We start from the raw sequence: 16,414 nt of genomic DNA on the forward strand, positions 1-16,414 counted from the left end.
ACGCGGTTCGGGAGGTGTCGCGGGCGCATCAGCAGCACGGGTATGCCGATCCGACCCTCGGCGCCCCGGCAGCCCTTGCCATGAATGCGGTGTCCCGGATGGAGCCACCGCGATCGTGGCCGAAGCAAGAGCGGCAGCGTTTTTTTGCTCTGCCGTATGACCTCCAGATCTACGTCAACAAGCGCGAGGCCGACAGAGATCGGGCCGTTCGTCGCGCACAGAATGCGGCTGCTGCCGCGAGGAAAGGATGGATCGATGGCAACAGCCTCTCAGCAGATTGAGCAGCGCATCAAGCAGCTCCGCGCTGAAATCGACGCGGTCATTGAGGCTCATGTCGACGAAGTCGTGAAGCAATGCCCAGGCATTCCGCGGGCGTCGATCCGGGCGAGTATCGAGAATCAGGCGCTCAAGATCGATGTCGAAACGGCAAACGAGGAATGTCAGTGCCGGCCGTTCCTCGCTCTCTTGAAGCTGGGGACGCTATGAACTGGTTGGATAGGCTCGAGGCTGCCAGCGGGAAGGCTGCCAATGCGGCTCCCGCGGTCGAGGAGCGCCGGCCCTCGGCACAGGAGGATTCCTCGGGTGTCCTGGCGCAAGAGCCGCCAACGGCGGCACATCGCGTGCAATCGATCACGGTGAGCGTGAAAGGTGCTAAGGGTAGCGATCCCGGCCAGGTAGAGCTTGGCCACTACGTGGTGCAAGGTAGCCTTCTCACGCTCACGAACGAACAGGGCGTCCCGATTGAGGGCTGTGAAGCAGTTGCAATTGGGCCCGGTGTCGACTGCCGAACTGTGGCAAGCGTCCTGATCCGCCAGCGCTGGAATGGGGGCGGGTTCAATCGCCGGCTTGATTACGGTCCCAGCCGCGTCGCGTAGCCCAGGGCAGGCGCTGAGGGCCGGTGAGCCGTCCTGATGGCCCTCTCAGTCTCACCGGACCTAGGGCGTTCGGGAAGATGCCTCAGCCTGCGCGCGCTCCCGCGCCCGCGCCTTCATTTCATAGTGAAGCCAGATCGCGAAAATCCCAGCTGCGATAAACGCGAGGCCGAGGGCCGCCGTCGACTGTGCAATAGCCCATATGGCCACCCCGGCAGCGATCAGCAGGCAAATGACGATCGCGCCGACAAACAGCGCAGAGAGCACCACCAATATCCGTGGCAGGAAAGCCAGCACCGCCACTGCAATCAGAATGCCACCAGCGATCTCTAACATTTTTTCGCCCCTATCTCACCACGCAACACTCTTATTTGGAAACGCGAGCTGCGGCAAACACGACTTGCCGCCGCCATCTTGCCCAAATTCGCGCAGTTCAATCCCCCAGCAACGCCTTGAGCTTGGCTTTGTCAGCGCGCGACATGCGCCAGCCGACGCCCCACACGGCTTCAAAGTCTATACCGTGCCGGCGCAGCACCGGTCGAAGCCTTGCAGTGATCACATCGAGGTTCTTTTCGCCGTTCTCTGGCTGATCGCAGTCGGGATCGCGGCCATACAGATACTCAAGCAGTCCCGAGCGCGTTACCGTCTCCCGGCGCATCAGAAGCTCGAGCATGTCGGCATGCATCGTCTCGATTCGGAGCGCCTCGCGGAGCCGCGCTGAGAGCGGCAACCGCTCGGCTACGAGTGCCTCCAGAGCGTCAACCCGGGCCTGTAGGCGATCAACCGCGCCGATCATGCTTTCCTCTGCTGTTTGTCCAAGGCCTGCTCAACCAGGCGGCGGATTGCCTCGGGGCGCCCGGGTAGATCGTCCTGTAGTCGGCGCCAGTCATCGAGCGATCTGAGCGCATCGGCCGTCATGCGGACCGTGACAGGCTGACTGTCCACAGCCGGGCGCCCACGCGATTTTTTAATGTCATTTATTCTTGACGTCACGAATTTATAATGGCATAAAACAGTGGACCGGGCAAGTGTTGGAAGCACAGGCCCGGTCCTAACCCCCACCAAGGATCTGGACCATGGCGAAGGCTGCAAAGGCGAATAACACATCTCGTCGTGAATTTCTTACTCTCTCGGCCCTGGCCGGTGCGGCCACGTTGGCGGCCGTCCCCGCAATCGCAATGAAGGCTGTTGACCCCATTTTCGCGGCCCTGGCTGAATACGAGAGGGTCGATGAAGCGTTGGCAGATGCGACCGATGCGCTCGAGGCGGCCGAACGGGAATTGGACCGCGCCGGCGATCTTAACCCGTGCGTCCTCAGCGTCGGAAACGTGCTCAACGTCGGAAACATGCAGGAATTCCCTTCGATGTCCCATGTGGAAATCGATCGGTACACTCCGGCAGACCTGTATCCCGATCGCAACCGTGATGAGCATGCAAGGTTGTCGGCCGCGATCGCGCGCCGGGATGCGCGGCTCCGCCCTCTCGTAGCGGCCTTACGCGCCGTCGAAGCGCGCGAACTCGAGGCGCGGTTGAGCGTCGACGATATCGAGCCAACGACGTTCGAGGGCGCGCTGGCAGCCCTCAAGTTCACGCGCAAATTCACCTTCTGAGCCCCACCATGTGGCACTACCATCACATCGTGGCCTACTATGAGCGCCGGGGGCTGTACGGGCTCCTGAGGGCCCGCACCTACCGGATCCTCACTGCCGAATAACGGCGGGGCATACGTGATTGGAGGCCCGCCAGCTTGCCGCTGGCGGCCTTTTCTATTCGAGCCCGTCGCCTGGGCCGAAGCTGTTGACCTTCGCGACGATCGCGATCAAGCCGGCGATGGCAGCAACGACGAGCAGCGCGACGCCGCCCACAATCCAAAGCGAAGTCATGGTTAGGCTCGGCGTGTGTGCATGGTGTGTGCACGCCGCGAAATCGCAGGGAGTTTATGGATTGCAAATTTCGACCTAAGTCTTTGTTTTTGCTTGGTGAGCGCGCTGGGGCTCGAACCCAGGACCCCGTGATTAAAAGTCACGTGCTCTACCGGCTGAGCTACGCGCTCCCATGACCGCTTGATGGCTTCGCGGATCGGTCGCCATCGCCTTCGGACATTCGAGAAGCATGTCTTGCCGCAACGTAACGCGCGTCGCGGGGAAAACCGGTAAGGCAATTTCCGGATCATGCTTTCGGCCCGCGCTGTGTAGGGGGAGCGGCCGCGCAGGTCAATAGCGGGTGCGGTTGCCGCAGATCGCGGCAGGGGGCGGGATTTCCGCGCCCGTTCCGTGGTTTAGCCCGAAATGTTCAGCTCATCGACGAGCGTCGTCCATCTCGAAGAGCGGGGACTTCCAATCCAGGGGGCGTGGGCTGCCCTCCGGTCGGCTGCGGCGTCCGGTCAGTTCGCCTCGCGGCGGGCTTCGCTGGCGACCGGCTGCGAGGAGCCGGCGGGGCTCGGCAGCGCGACCGGGCGCAGGCCGATCAGCTCGGCGGCGCGCACGGCGCTGTCGCGCCAGAACTGGAACGAGTTGATGCGACTGAGCTCCAGGATGGCGATCGCGACCGCTGCCAGGAACGGCAGGCTTTGCAGCACCAGGACGCCGGCGAAGATGTAGATCTCGGTGATCTGCCGGTAGCTGTTGGAGGCGACCAGCACGCCGGCGCCGATCAGCAGCAGCGCGCCGATCACGGCTTCCCAGAACGCCTGGAACTCGATCGACATCCGCGACAGGCCGCCCTTGGAGGTTCGGGCGAAGGCGATGTGCTCGGTGATCAACCCCTGCGCGACCGCGCGTGACACCGTCCATTGCACGCTCATGGCCGCGATCATGGCGCCCAGCATCTGGCCGGGCTTCACCGCGACGCGCAGGCGATACATCGACAGGAAGTGCGCGAGCGAGACCACGAAGGCGGCGATGATCGGCAGCGTCAGGATCTTGTCGGGGATCGCGATGTCGGCAAAGGCCACGATCGGCACCCAGACGAGGTTGAGGAGCGCAACGACGACGCCGAGGCTTTCCGCGCCCAGCCAGTTCAACCAGCCCAGCCCATATTCGCGTTTCTGGTCCTGCGTCAGCCGGCTTGCGCCGGGCATGAAGCGCCGCCAATGCTTCTTCACGATCTGCAAGCCGCCATAGGCCCAGCGGTGACGCTGCTTCTTGAAGGCCTCGTAGGTGTCGGGCAGCAGGCCCTGGCCGTAGCGGTGGCGGGTGTAGTGCGTGGTCCAGCCGAGCTCCTGGATTGCCAGGCCAAGATCGCTATCTTCGCAGATCGTGTCGCTCGACCAGCCGCCGGCCATGTCCATCGCGCCGCGGCGGATCAGGCACATCGTGCCGTGCACGATGACGGCATTGAACTCGTTGCGCTGGACCATGCCGATGTCGAAGAACCCGGCATATTCGCCGTTCATGATGTAGTGCATGATCGACAGGTCTTCGTCGCGGTGATCCTGCGGCGCCTGCACGAGGCCGACGCGCGGATCGGCGAAGGCCGGCACCAGATCCTTCAGCCAGTCGGGATCGACGACATAGTCGGCATCGAGAATGCCGATGATCTCCGCATCGGCCGCGGTGCGGTCCATCGCGATGCGCAGCGCACCGGCCTTGAAGCCCTGCACCTTCTCGGCGTTGATGAACTTGAAGCGCTCGCCGAGCGCGCGGCAGTGATCCTGGATCGGCTGCCAGAAGGCGGGATCGGGCGTGTTGTTGATGATGACCACGCACTCGTAGTTCGGGTAGTTCAGCCGCGCCAGCGCATCAAGCGTCTGCTTGAGCATGTCGACCGGCTCGTAATAGGCGGGGATGTGAATCGAGACTTTCGGGAAATAGTTCTCGGGCACGCCTTCGACCGGCTTGTCCTTGGCGAGCAGCCGGCGCGGTGGCCGGCCGAAGGCCACCGCTGCGATCTCCTCGATCCGCGCCATCGCAATGAGGACAAGGGGAACAAGGAGGGTCATGCCCAGCGTCAGTGCGAACGCCGAGCCGAACAGGAAATAGTGTCCGTTCCAATAGGCGAACACGGTCGCGACCCAGGCGCCGACGCCGTTCGCAGTCGCCGACAGCAGGAACGCCTGCTTGGCGGTAGGCTGCTCCAGTCGCAGGATCGGTAGCGAGAGAAGGATGCCGACCAGCAGCGCGATCGTCATCAGCTTCCAATAGTCGAGATTCTCGACCGGCCCTGTCCAGGAGAACTTCGGTTCGCGGCTGGCGTCGAGGATGCCCCAATAAGGACCCACGCCGCCTTCGAAGAACTTCCAGGGCTGATCGATCGCCTCGACGATGTTGTATTCCATGCCGAGGGCTTCGGCGCGGCTGACGAAGTTACGCAGCGTCAGCGCCTGCTGGAACGGACCGGGATCGGCATTGCGCAGATTGTAGCCCGCGCTCGGCCAGCCGAATTCGGCGATCACGATGCGCTTGCCGGGGAATAAATTGCGCAGCAGGTTGTAACGATCGACGGCCTGGTCGACCGCCTGGTCCGAGCGGAAATTTTCCCAATAGGGCAGGACGTGGGCGGCGATGAAGTCGACGTTGGAGGCAAGGTCGGGATTGTCGCGCCAGATGTTCCAGATCTCGCCGGTCGTGACGGGGACGCGAACCGCGCTCCTGACCTTCTTGATCATGTCGATCAGGTCTTCGACCTTCTGCTCGCCGCGGTAGATCACCTCGTTGCCGACGACGACGCCGATGACGTTGCTGTTCTTCCGAGCAAGGTTGATGGCGGCTTCGATCTCCCGCTGGTTGCGGTCCTCGTCCTTGCCGATCCACGCGCCGACCGTCACCTTGAGTCCGAATTCGGCAGCGATCGGCGGCACCAGTTCATTGCCTTCCGTTGCGGAGTACGATCGAACGGCGCGCGCAATCGTCGAGAGTCTCTTCAAGTCGGCGCGAATTCTTTCGGAGTCGATGTTGATGTCGACGACGTGTCCTGGCTCGAATGGTGTATAGGACACGCTCGGCAACAGGCCCTTGAAGTCCGGCGCGGGCTCCCTGTCGCGCAGGACTCCCCACAGCCCGGCGTGAAGCGCGGACACGAGCAACAGAACGGCGACGATGGCACGCATCGCGGCTAAACCAATTGGGGCTGAGATGGCAGGGAAGCGGATCCGACCCCGAGATCCGACCGAGTCCGCGGCAAATGGAACATACCTCTGCCACGCCTTTTCACAACTGTCATGACGCCCTGTCGTTTAGCGGCATGGCCTTTTGAGGGCACCGACGATCTGAAAAGCACGCGCAGTGCCAATCGTCGGTATCGCCCATCGTTCCTGAACGGCGCGTGAAGTGATCGCGGCTTATTTTGAAGGGGCGGCGGGTGAGGGGCTCGCGGCTGGCGCAGGGCTTGCTGCCGGCTGCGGCGATGCGCCCGTTGTCGGCGCCGGCGGCTGGGACGCCGCGGCAGCGGCCTGCTGCGGCTGCGCCGCCGGATTGATCCAGCAGGCATGCACGCGGCTGTCCAGGGTCTCGGCGACCTTGGGATCGATCTGGCCGCCAAAGCGGGTCAGGCAGCGGAACGCCGCCTGGATGTGGCCGCCGGGGCAGCCGAAGCGGTCGTAGAGATCGAGATGGCGGAAGGCGGTATCGAGATCATCGCGCCACATCAACCGTACCACGCGGCGGCCGAGCCAGACGCATTCGGGGTTTCCGGCCGGGCCGTTGATGGCCTGGGCCGCCTCGGCGAACTCGTCGGTGCGGCGCTGGTTCTGGTTGGCGTCCTTGGCCGCATCGGCTGGCGTCGTCGCGGCCGCCTTGCCCTGATCCTGGGGAGTGCCGCTTTGGGCGAATGCGCTTGAAATGCCGAGCAGAACGACAAGGGAGGGGACGGCAACATGCCGCAGGACCGCATTCGTTAACTCAAGCACCCGTCGCCGCATAAATTCCCCGATCTCTCTGGCCGCCCGCACGAGAACGCCACGGACGCGCGGTGTGATGCCGTCCAAATGGGTCTCCAATGCGGCGGAAAAGTCCCGCTGAATCCCATGACTGGTATTTCGAATTTTGTCCAGCAAAGTCACCATGCTATGCGCCGGTCGAAGAGCCGCAGGCGAAACGGGCGGGATGGTGGGTGCAATTGCCGCTTGTCCGCATCGGCCCCCTTGGCAGACGGCCTGCAAGCAGGTAATCGACGGACCCTTCGCGGAGGACGGAACCGATTACTCTTCGTACGCCACTGGCGCTCCTGCTCTTATCGTTGGGTGCGATTGCTGCCGTGTGGTGGTGGTTGGCCACGCCGATCACGCTGGCGCGCGCGCCCATCGATCCCAGTTCCAAGCTGCAATGCGTCTCCTATGCGCCGTTCCGCGGCGACCAGACGCCGCTAAATCCCGCGACCCATATCGAAGCCGACCAGCTCGAGCAGGATCTGCGGCAGCTCAAGGAGATCACCGACTGCGTTCGCACCTACTCGATCGAGAACGGCCTCGATCAGGTGCCCGCGATCGCCACCAAGGTCGGTGGGCTGAAGGTGATCCAGGGCATCTGGCTCGGCAGCAACCGCTCCAAGAATTTCTCCCAGGTCGCGACCGCGGTCCGCCTGAGCAAGGAATTCCCCGACACCATCACCTCGCTCGTGGTCGGCAACGAGGTGCTGTTGCGCGGTGAGATGACCACGGCCGACCTCGTCGCCATCATCCGCTCGGTGAAGGCGCAGGTCGCCGTTCCCGTGACCTATGCCGACGTCTGGGAATACTGGCTGAAAAATCGCGAGGTCTATGACGCCGTCGACTTCGTCACGATCCACATCCTTCCCTATTGGGAGGATTTTCCGATCCGCGCCAAGTTCGCCGCCGCCCATGTCGAGCAGATCCGCCAGCGCATGGCGGTCGCCTTTCCCGGCAAGGAGATCCTGATCGGCGAGACTGGCTGGCCGAGCGAGGGCCGGATGCGCGAAGGCGCGCTGCCCTCGCGCACCAACCAGGCGCGCGTGGTGTCGGAAATCCTGACCCTCGCCAAGGCGCAGGGCTTTCGCGTCAACCTGATCGAGGCCTATGACCAGCCCTGGAAGCGCCAGCTCGAAGGCACCGTCGGTGGCTACTGGGGCTTCATCGATTCCGTGCGCCGCCAGCTCAAATATCCGCCGGGCGAGCCGATCAGCAATTTCCCGTACTGGAAATGGTACATGGGCGCCGGCATGGCCGTGAGCGTGCTGGTGTTCGCGGTCGCAGGCCTGACGCTGCGCCGGCGGCCGTGGACGCCGCGTTTCTCGGCATGGCTCGGCGTCGGCATCTCGGCGACGACGGCCGGCATGCTGTCCGGGGTCGCTTTCGACAAGATGTACTACGAGAGCTACGGCTGGGGCGGCTGGCTGCAATGGGGCGCGCTGCTTGCCGCCGGCGTGCTGTCGCCGATCTTCTGCGCGCAGGCGCTGGTGTCGGGGCGGGGACTGCCGACGTTTCTCGATATCCTGGGTCCGCGCGAGGAGCGCAAATGGTCAAAACTCACCGCGGCGCTTGGGTTGACGCTTGCGGTGACCGCCGTGATCGCAGCCGAGACCGCGCTCGGTTTCGTGTTCGATCCGCGCTACCGCGATTTTCCGTTCGCTTCGCTGACCATGGCGGTGGTGCCGTTTGCGCTTCTGATGCTGAACCGCCCGCAGACCGGCGTACGCCCGATCGCTGAGTCGGTCTTTGCCGGCCTCTTGGCGCTGTCGGCGGCCTATGTGCTGATCAACGAAGGGCGCGACAATTGGCAGTCGCTGTGGACCTGCGCGATGTATCTGCTGTTCGCGCTTACGCTGTGGCGGGCGCGGGCCGCGCAAAGCCCAGAATAAGCAGGCCGATCGCGATCCCCGCCAACACGATGTTGTAGAGCACGATGCCGAGGCCTGCGGCGATCACGCCCAGCGTCAGCAGCACGATCGAAGGTCGCATCAGGTTCAGCGTCGCGATCACCAGCGCGACGATGCCGAATACCGAGTTCTTGAACAGCACGGTCGCGGTCGCGCGTGCCTTGCAGATCATGGTCTGCAGGCCGGCGTCGCAGGCAAGCGACACTTGCGAGAACTCGACGGCGAGATAGCGCAGATAAAGGGCGTAGCCGACGGTGGTGAAGCCGACCACGAGCAGGAACTGCACCTGGTAGGGCGTGAGGCGAAACGGTTTCTTCTTCATGGGGCCCAATATGGTCGGGAAGGCGGATGCGGGCAACAGGCAAGGCGAAGGCCTTGTGAATTTGCCTCAGAGTCTCGAGATAAGAGACTGACTAAACTTCAGTTTTTGTTTCGACTGAAGAACGAGGATATGGTCGAGGCGGCCGTCGTCTCCTGCTTGGGCGGCGGTGTGGCCGCTGCCGGCGGGGGCGGCGGTGGTGGCTCCTCGCGTTTGCTGCGCCGGGAAGAGTAGCCTCGCCGGTGCTGCGGCTTCTCCGGCTTGGCGGTGGTGGCAGGCGGCGTCTCGGCCTGGGGAGAGATCTGCTGGGGCGCTGCATCCTGGCCGCGCATCGACAGCCGCTGGCCGTCGAACACGGTGGTCTCGCAGGCCCGTTCGTTCTCGATGAGGCCGGCGCAGATCTTCGCGGCGGCGGCGGCATTCACCAGTGGTCCGGCGCCGAGCCGGAGCTGCATGCCGGCGCCGGTCTTGCTTTCCTTGATCATGATGATCGGCCGGAGGTTGGCGACCTCGGGGTTGGACTTGATCAGGCCCTGCCACAGCGCGCGCAGGCCACCGACCGAGCTGGCGCTGCCGAGGTCCACTGCGAACCGGGTCTGCTGCACCGCTATCGTCGGCGGCGGCGGCTCGCTCTCGGCGGCCTCGGGCTCGGTGCTCGGAGATGCTGTCACCGCGACCTCGGTCGGCGACGTAGCGTCAGCCTTCGGCTTCTCGGCCTTCTCCGTCTTGTCCGATTTGTCAGCCTTCTCGGATTTGTCTGCCGCCTCCGGCTGGAACAGCCTGGATGCGGCGGCATCGGGCGGTGCCATCAGTGATTTGGATGCGACCAGTGGCATCGTGGGCAGCCCGGCAGGCGGTGTTGAGGATTGCGAAACGAGCGATGCCGCAGCAGCAGTCTGGGGCGGCGGAGCGGCTTGCTGCTTGGCCTGTTCCCTGCTTGGTTCCTTGTTCGCTTCCTTGTTCGCTTCCTTGACCTGGTCTTTGACGGCGTCCGCGCGCGGCTTGTCGCTCGCCGCGGGTGTCGTCGAGGCGACCGGTGCGACGCTTGGCGCAGCGGGCGAAGGCGAGGGCGTCGGCTGCGCGGTGGCCGCCGCCATCTCCTGCGGCTTGGCGGGTGGCGTCTGCGGCGGCGCTGCATTCTGCTTTGCGATTGCGCCGGTGACGGAATCGAGCCCTTGCTCCAAAACAGCGACGCGCGAATAGAGCCGGTCGCGATCGGTGTTGAGCGTCTCGATCGCGGACGCCAGCCTGCGGGCCTCGCTCTGGCTCTCCCTCGTCAGCATCTGGAGCCGATCCGCCTGGCGCGTGAGATCGGCGGCTGCGACCTGGTCGCGCCGCCACCCGAGCTCCGCCTGACTGGCCATGACGGCGATCACCACGGCGCCGACGGCAGCGACGCCCCACGAGCCGAGCCGCCACATCATGCGGCGATCGAACTCGTTCTCCTCAGCCAGGAGCCCGGCGAGAAGGCCGCCGGATTCCTTGGTCTCGAAGACGCCGGCCAGTGGGTCGGAATCCTTTGCCATGATTGTTAAGTGCCCAGCCCCGTCGAGCTTCCCCGAATCAATCACGGAACATTAACAGGAAAAGCGGGATGCACTGGAATTCCGGGCGTTTGCGGGGGAAGCAAAACGCCTTTATGACGAAGGGCAAAGCAGCTTGCGCCGATCGGAAGCGATTCGGCCGACACTGGAATCACCAGGGATCTCGATGACCGCCCGCTCCAGCCTCGCGATCGTTCTCGCCGCCGGCGAAGGCACACGCATGCGATCGAGCCTGCCAAAAGTGCTGCATCCGGTGGCAGGACAGTCGCTGCTCGCCCATGTGCTCGCGGCGGCTCCGCAAGGAACCGGCACTTCGCTTGCTGTGGTGATCGGGCCCGACCATGCGGCCGTTGCGGATGAAGCGCGGCGCATCCGGCCCGACACGCTCACCTTCGTACAGGCCGAGCGGCTCGGCACCGCCCATGCCGTGCTGGCGGCGCGCGAGGCGATCGCGCGCGGAGCAGATGATCTTCTGATCGCATTCGGCGACACGCCGCTGATCTCGGCCGAAACGTTCGAGCGGCTCCGTGCGCCGCTTGCAAGCGGCGCGGCGCTTGCCGCGCTCGGCTTTCGTGCCGCCGATCCGACGGGTTACGGCCGTTTCATCGTCGAAGGCGACCGCCTGGTTGCGATCCGCGAGCAGGCGGATGCGAATGCTGAAGAGCGCAAGATCACGCTGTGCAACGCCGGCGTGATGGCGCTGGACGGGCGCCGCGCGCTGGCGATCCTCGACAAGATCGGCAATGCGAACTCCAAGGGTGAATATTATCTGACGGACGCGGTCGGCATTATCAGCGAACAGGGATGGGAGGCCGTGGTGATCGAGACCGGCGAAGACGAAGTGCGCGGCATCAACACCAAGGCACAGCTAGCGGAAGCAGAGAGCGTGATGCAGGCGCGGCTGCGAAGAGCGGCGATGGACGCCGGCGTCACGCTGATTGCGCCCGAAACCGTCTATCTCGCCGCCGACACGACGTTCGGCAAGGACGTGACGATCGAGCCCTTCGTGGTGATCGGTCCCGGCGTCTCGATCGGCGACGGAACGGTGATCCACTCCTTCTCGCACATCGTCGAGACTTCGCTCGGCAAGAACGTCTCGATCGGCCCCTACGCGCGCCTGCGGCCCGGTACCTCGCTCGGCGACGGCGCCCGCATCGGCAATTTCGTGGAGACCAAGGCCGCGACGCTGGAAGCCGGCGTCAAGGTCAACCATCTCTCCTATATCGGGGATGCGACCGTCGGCGCCAATTCCAACATCGGCGCCGGCACCATCACCTGCAACTACGACGGCTTCAAGAAGCACAAGACGCTGATCGGGAAGGGTGCCTTCGTCGGCACCAATTCCTCGCTGGTTGCCCCGGTGAAGATTGGCAACGGCGCCTATATCGGCTCGGGCTCCGTCATCACCAAAGACGTCCCTGACGATGCGATGGCGCTGGAGCGCAGCCAGCAGACCATCCGCGAAGGTGGCGCGGCGCGCTATCGCGAAATGAAGACGCGTGGCAAGAAGCCGGAGAAGTGAGCGGGCGAGAACCAGGTCCTTAGGTTCGCGCACTCGTGAACGACTTCCTTGCTGTTGTGATCAATCTGCTCGTTGAGCTCTTCTTCGTGGCGACGGGACGGTGGGCGCTGAAGCTGTTCGGCGAGGGCGAGCCGCACTACGGCTTGTCTCTCGCAATGGGACTGGTGTTTTGGGGGCTCGTTGCTGTGCTGGCTTTCATCATGCAAATGTGAAGCGGCAACGATCACGGACTTTACTCGTCCTCGGCGAATTCGGAGAAGATCGCGCGGGTCAGGCGCCAGCCGCGCGGCTTGGCGCGCTTGATCGGCTCGCCTTCCGGATGCTTTACGAAGACGGGCTTGCTCTCCTTGCCGCGCTGGGGCGGTGGCCAGTGCGCCAGATGCGTGCCCGCGGTCTCGCTGGCGCGCAAGTAAACAGACGGTGGACCCTTGCGGTCGGATGAGCTTCTCATGACCGTATCTCCTGCGCGCAAATCGTTGGCCAAACTTGTTGACAGCAAGTTAATGGCCGGGGTTAAAGGCCAGCCAATTCGCCGCACATTTGGGCTACCGCCATTTGGTGCTGTCGCAATCCGCAATAATTATTGAGTATCTGGTTCCTTGCGAGTTTCGATAAAAACCGATCGCGTCGTTTTGGCTATTTTTCGACGATTTGGGGGATATTGATCCGCATGTGCGGGATTGTCGGCATTCTCGGGCGCGAACCGGTTGCAGAGCAACTGGTGGATTCGCTCAAGCGGCTTGAATATCGCGGCTATGACTCCGCGGGTGTTGCCACGCTCGAAGGCGATCACCTGGAGCGCCGCCGTGCCGAAGGCAAGCTCAAGAACCTCGAGGCGCGGCTGCGCGACAAGCCGCTGAAGGGGACGAGCGGCATCGGTCACACCCGCTGGGCCACCCACGGCAAGCCGACCGAGCACAATGCCCATCCGCACGCCACCGAGCGCGTAGCGGTGGTCCACAACGGCATCATCGAGAATTTCCGCGAGCTGCGCGAGGAACTGCAAGCGAAGGGTACGGTGTTCCGCACCGAGACCGACACCGAGATCGTTTTGCATCTGGTGGACGACCTGCTCACCCGCGGGAACAAGCCGGTCGAAGCGGTGAAGCTCGCCTTGGGCCGGCTGCGCGGCGCCTTCGCGCTCGGCTTCATTTTCGCGGGCGAGAGCGATCTGATGATCGGCGCCCGCAATGGTCCGCCGCTGGCGGTCGGCTACGGCGATGGCGAGATGTTCCTGGGCTCGGACGCGATCGCGCTCGGCCCCTTCACCGACACGATCAGCTATCTCGAGGACGGCGACTGGGTCGTTCTGACCCGGAGCAGCGTTGCCGTCTTCGACAAGGACGGCAACGCCGTCCAGCGCGACAAGATCAAGCATGCGGCCTCGACCTCGCTGATCGACAAGGCCAATTATCGCCATTTCATGGCGAAGGAGATCCACGAGCAGCCCGAGGTCGTCGGCCACACGCTGGCCCGCTACGTCGATATGGCATCCGAGCGCGTCTCGCTCCCGGTGAAGCTGCCGTTCGACTTCCGAGACGTCAAGCGCATCACGATCACGGCCTGCGGTACGGCGAGCTACGCCGGCTATGTCGCAAAGTACTGGTTCGAGCGCATGGCGCGCCTGCCGGTCGAGGTCGACGTCGCCTCCGAGTTCCGCTACCGCGAGTCTCCCTTGCGCAAGGGCGATTTGGCGATCTTCATTTCGCAATCGGGCGAGACTGCCGACACGCTCGCGGCGCTCCGCTATGCCAAGGCCGAAGGCGCGCACACGCTCGCCGTCGTCAACGTGCCGACCTCGACGATCGCGCGCGAGAGCGAAACCGTGCTCCAGACGCTCGCTGGCCCCGAGATCGGCGTCGCGTCCACGAAGGCCTTCACCTGCCAGCTCATGGTGCTCGCCTCGCTCGCGGTTGCCGCCGGCAAGGCGCGCGGCGAATTGTCCGAGGAGGACGAGACCCAGCTCGTGCACGGCCTGGTCGAGATTCCGCGCCTGATGGCGGACGCGCTCACCACCGAGTTGCAGATCGAGAAGCTTGCGCACAGGATCGCCAAGTCGCGCGACGTGCTCTATCTCGGCCGCGGCACCAGCTTCCCGCTCGCGCTCGAAGGCGCCCTGAAGCTGAAGGAGATCTCCTACATCCACGCCGAGGGCTACGCTGCCGGCGAGCTCAAGCACGGGCCGATCGCGCTGATCGACGAGACCATGCCGGTCGTCGTCATTGCACCCTACGATCGCGTGTTCGAGAAGACCGTTTCAAACATGCAGGAAGTCGCAGCCCGCGGCGGCAACATCATCCTGATGACGGACGCCAAGGGGGCGGCGGAGGCGACGGTGGATTCCCTCGTCACCATCGTCATGCCCGACATGGCGGCAGCCTTCACGCCCATGGTGTATGCCGTCCCCGTGCAACTTTTGGCCTACCATACGGCGGTGGTCATGGGCACCGACGTCGACCAGCCGCGCAATCTGGCCAAGTCGGTGACCGTCGAATAGGCAGGGCGGGCGCAGAAGGAGAGCAGGCGCGGTCGCCTTGCACCTTCAAAAATCTGCTAGAAGACCCTAGCTAGAGTGCTGCGACCGACTTGGAACCCGAATGACCGCCCGTGACGACGCGTCCCCGCCTGTGCCTGCCGAAGACCTGCCGCCGGAGCCGCATACCGGCCTGATGGGCCGATTCCGCAATTATTTCCTGACCGGGCTCGTGGTTACGGGGCCGATTGCGATCACCCTCTATCTGGTCTGGTGGTTCGTCACCTGGGTCGACGGGGTGGTGCGGCCGTTCGTGCCGCTGGCCTATCGCCCCGAAACCTATCTGCCGTACGGTGTTCCCGGCTGGGGACTGATTGTCGCATTTTTTACGCTGACGCTGGTCGGCTTTCTCGCTGCCAACCTGATCGGCCGGACGCTGGTCGATGTCGGCGAGACCTTCCTCGGCCGGATCCCGGCCGTGCGCGCGATCTATCGCGGGCTGAAGCAGGTGTTCGAGACGTTGTTCTCGGGCAAGGGCTCGAGCTTCCGGAAGGTGGGCCTGGTCGAATTTCCCTCGCCGGGCATGTGGTCGATCGTGCTGATCTCGCAATCGCCGAGCGAGGACATCGCACGGAGCCTGCCGGGACAGGAGGAGCATGTCTCGGTGTTCCTGCCGTGCTCGCCGAACCCGACGACCGGCTTCTTCTTCTACGTCCCCAAGAGCAAGATCATCGAGGTCGAGCTGAGCGCCGAGGATGCTGCGACGCTGATCATGTCGGCGGGCGTGGTGCAGCCGGGATCGAGCCCCGATCCGAAGAAGGTCGCAGCTCTTGCGGGCGTGGCGAACGCCGCCCGCATTGCCAATGCCGCTGCCGCGCGCCCCGAGCCCGTCAAGGTGGAGTGAACATCCGCCATTCCGCTGCGGGATGGCGGGCATTCGCTTGGCGGTTCCCTGACTCTGCTATCATTCCAGATGACGAAGCGCTGATCGCTTTCGCATTCGAACTGGAGTGAGCCATGTCCCCAACCATCGCGATCCTCGCACCCGGCGCCATGGGCAGCGCGATCGGCCGTCGCCTGAGTGAAAACGGCGCGCGCGTACTGACCTCGTTGAAAGGTCGCAGCGAGCAGACCGCAAAGCGCGCCGCGGAGGCGGGCATGATTGCCGCGGAGGATGCCGATATCGCGGGCTGCGACATCATCCTGTCGATCGTGCCGCCGGGCGAAGCTGTGGCGCTTGCCGAGCGGCTGGCCGCAGTGATCGTGAGGCGGGAGAAGAAGCCGCTGGTCGTCGACTGCAACGCCGTCAATGTCGATACGGTCCTGGGAATCGAGGAGATCATCGGCTCGGCGCAGGCGCCGTTCGTCGATGCGGGCATCATCGGCTTCCCGCCGCAGCCCGGCAGCAAGGGACCGGCATTCTATGTGTCCGGCGAGCACGCAAGGGATCTGGCCGTGCTGAAAGAGCTCGGCCTTGACCTGCGGATCGTCGAAGGCCCGGTCGGCGCGGCGTCGGCGCTGAAAATGTCCTACGCCGGGATCGCCAAGGGGCTTGCCGGCATAGGCTCGGCCATGGTGCTCGCCGCGACCAAGGCCGGCGCCGCCGATGCGCTGCGCGACGAACTCGCGCTCAGCCAGCCGGCGATCTTGGCGCGGCTATCCACCGTACTCCCGGACATGATCCCGAAGGCCTATCGCTGGGTCGCGGAGATGCGGGAGATCGCGGGTTTTCTGGGGGGCGATCATCCCGCGAGCCAGATCTACGAAGGCTTTGCGCGCTGGTTCGAGCATCTCGCGGAGGACGCGAAGGGTGAGGCGGCGGATGCGGAGCTGTTAAAGGCGTTTGCCGAAAAGAGCACGGAAAAGAAGGGCTAGCTTGCTGGCAGTTGGGTGCTCGCTTTATTACCTGGCATG

General features: G+C 64.2%; 16 protein-coding genes, 1 tRNA gene and 1 pseudogene. 10 read left to right on the forward strand and 8 right to left on the reverse strand.

Going from position 1 to position 16,414, the window contains the following annotated elements:
- The 3 genes and pseudogenes from ACV1FX_RS33310 to ACV1FX_RS33320 form a co-directional block, all read left to right on the forward strand.
- Positions 1 to 281 (forward strand): annotated as a pseudogene (locus ACV1FX_RS33310) (hypothetical protein); the annotation flags it as partial.
- The gene (locus ACV1FX_RS33315; RefSeq protein ID WP_473121779.1) at positions 256 to 486 is read left to right on the forward strand and encodes a hypothetical protein; all 231 of its coding nucleotides are present in this window, start codon (positions 256 to 258) and stop codon (positions 484 to 486) included. The pseudogene ACV1FX_RS33310 and the gene ACV1FX_RS33315, both read left to right, overlap by 26 nt.
- Complete coding sequence (locus ACV1FX_RS33320; protein WP_473121780.1) at positions 483 to 875, forward strand: hypothetical protein; 393 nt, start codon at positions 483 to 485, stop codon at positions 873 to 875. Before ACV1FX_RS33315 ends, ACV1FX_RS33320 begins: the two co-directional genes overlap by 4 nt.
- 60 nt (positions 876 to 935) lie before the next feature.
- Here the strand turns inward: ACV1FX_RS33320 and ACV1FX_RS33325 are convergent, their stop codons facing one another.
- The gene (locus tag ACV1FX_RS33325; RefSeq protein WP_473121781.1) at positions 936 to 1,208 is read right to left on the reverse strand and encodes a hypothetical protein; all 273 of its coding nucleotides are present in this window, start codon (positions 1,206 to 1,208) and stop codon (positions 936 to 938) included.
- A 97-nt stretch (positions 1,209 to 1,305) separates the two neighbouring features.
- On the reverse strand, positions 1,306 to 1,668 hold the full coding sequence (locus ACV1FX_RS33330; RefSeq protein ID WP_473121782.1) for a hypothetical protein: 363 nt from the start codon (positions 1,666 to 1,668) through the stop codon (positions 1,306 to 1,308).
- Positions 1,669 to 1,948: 280 nt separating this feature from the next.
- Here ACV1FX_RS33330 and ACV1FX_RS33335 point away from each other — a divergent pair, with 280 nt between their 5' ends.
- Positions 1,949 to 2,482, forward strand: a complete 534-nt coding sequence (locus tag ACV1FX_RS33335) for a twin-arginine translocation signal domain-containing protein (protein ID WP_473121783.1) — start codon at positions 1,949 to 1,951, stop codon at positions 2,480 to 2,482.
- 367 nt (positions 2,483 to 2,849) lie between these two features.
- Here ACV1FX_RS33335 and ACV1FX_RS33340 read toward each other — a convergent pair.
- The 3 genes from ACV1FX_RS33340 to ACV1FX_RS33350 form a co-directional block, all read right to left on the reverse strand.
- Positions 2,850 to 2,925, reverse strand: a tRNA-Lys gene (locus tag ACV1FX_RS33340).
- Between the two features lie 330 nt (positions 2,926 to 3,255).
- On the reverse strand, positions 3,256 to 5,919 hold the full coding sequence (locus ACV1FX_RS33345; RefSeq protein WP_473121784.1) for a glycosyltransferase: 2,664 nt from the start codon (positions 5,917 to 5,919) through the stop codon (positions 3,256 to 3,258).
- Between the two features lie 231 nt (positions 5,920 to 6,150).
- Entirely contained in the window at positions 6,151 to 6,729 is a 579-nt protein-coding gene (locus ACV1FX_RS33350) for a beta-1-3, beta-1-6-glucan biosynthesis protein (RefSeq protein WP_473121859.1), read from the reverse strand.
- Positions 6,730 to 7,064: 335 nt separating this feature from the next.
- Here ACV1FX_RS33350 and ACV1FX_RS33355 point away from each other — a divergent pair, with 335 nt between their 5' ends.
- A complete protein-coding gene (locus ACV1FX_RS33355) occupies positions 7,065 to 8,624 on the forward strand; it encodes a glycoside hydrolase family 17 protein (RefSeq protein WP_473121785.1) in 1,560 nt (519 codons plus the stop codon).
- Here the strand turns inward: ACV1FX_RS33355 and ACV1FX_RS33360 are convergent.
- Together ACV1FX_RS33360 and ACV1FX_RS33365 are read right to left on the reverse strand one after the other, a co-directional pair.
- Positions 8,584 to 8,964 (reverse strand): hypothetical protein, encoded by a 381-nt coding sequence (locus ACV1FX_RS33360; RefSeq protein ID WP_473121786.1) that lies wholly within the window; start codon positions 8,962 to 8,964, stop codon positions 8,584 to 8,586. The genes ACV1FX_RS33355 and ACV1FX_RS33360 overlap by 41 nt on opposite strands.
- Before the next feature lie 98 nt (positions 8,965 to 9,062).
- On the reverse strand, positions 9,063 to 10,487 hold the full coding sequence (locus ACV1FX_RS33365) for a hypothetical protein (RefSeq protein WP_473121787.1): 1,425 nt from the start codon (positions 10,485 to 10,487) through the stop codon (positions 9,063 to 9,065).
- A 184-nt stretch (positions 10,488 to 10,671) separates the two neighbouring features.
- Between ACV1FX_RS33365 and glmU the strand changes: the two genes are divergently transcribed.
- Positions 10,672 to 12,027: a bifunctional UDP-N-acetylglucosamine diphosphorylase/glucosamine-1-phosphate N-acetyltransferase GlmU gene (gene glmU, locus ACV1FX_RS33370; RefSeq protein WP_473121788.1), complete on the forward strand. Its 1,356-nt coding sequence runs from the start codon at positions 10,672 to 10,674 to the stop codon at positions 12,025 to 12,027.
- A 35-nt stretch (positions 12,028 to 12,062) separates the two neighbouring features.
- Positions 12,063 to 12,239, forward strand: a complete 177-nt coding sequence (locus tag ACV1FX_RS33375; RefSeq protein WP_473121789.1) for a hypothetical protein — start codon at positions 12,063 to 12,065, stop codon at positions 12,237 to 12,239.
- Between the two features lie 20 nt (positions 12,240 to 12,259).
- Here the strand turns inward: ACV1FX_RS33375 and ACV1FX_RS33380 are convergent, their stop codons facing one another.
- Entirely contained in the window at positions 12,260 to 12,478 is a 219-nt protein-coding gene (locus tag ACV1FX_RS33380; RefSeq protein WP_473121790.1) for a hypothetical protein, read from the reverse strand.
- 219 nt (positions 12,479 to 12,697) lie between these two features.
- Between ACV1FX_RS33380 and glmS the strand changes: the two genes are divergently transcribed.
- The 3 genes from glmS (at position 12,698) to ACV1FX_RS33395 (ending at position 16,375) form a co-directional block, all read left to right on the forward strand.
- A complete protein-coding gene (gene glmS / locus ACV1FX_RS33385) occupies positions 12,698 to 14,524 on the forward strand; it encodes a glutamine--fructose-6-phosphate transaminase (isomerizing) (RefSeq protein ID WP_473121791.1) in 1,827 nt (608 codons plus the stop codon).
- 100 nt (positions 14,525 to 14,624) lie between these two features.
- Positions 14,625 to 15,404, forward strand: a complete 780-nt coding sequence (locus tag ACV1FX_RS33390; protein ID WP_473121792.1) for a DUF502 domain-containing protein — start codon at positions 14,625 to 14,627, stop codon at positions 15,402 to 15,404.
- Positions 15,405 to 15,517: 113 nt separating this feature from the next.
- A complete protein-coding gene (locus tag ACV1FX_RS33395) occupies positions 15,518 to 16,375 on the forward strand; it encodes an NAD(P)-dependent oxidoreductase (RefSeq protein ID WP_473121793.1) in 858 nt (285 codons plus the stop codon).
- The last annotated feature ends 39 nt before the right edge of the window (positions 16,376 to 16,414 follow it).

It is taken from the genome of Bradyrhizobium ingae (assembly GCF_055791185.1).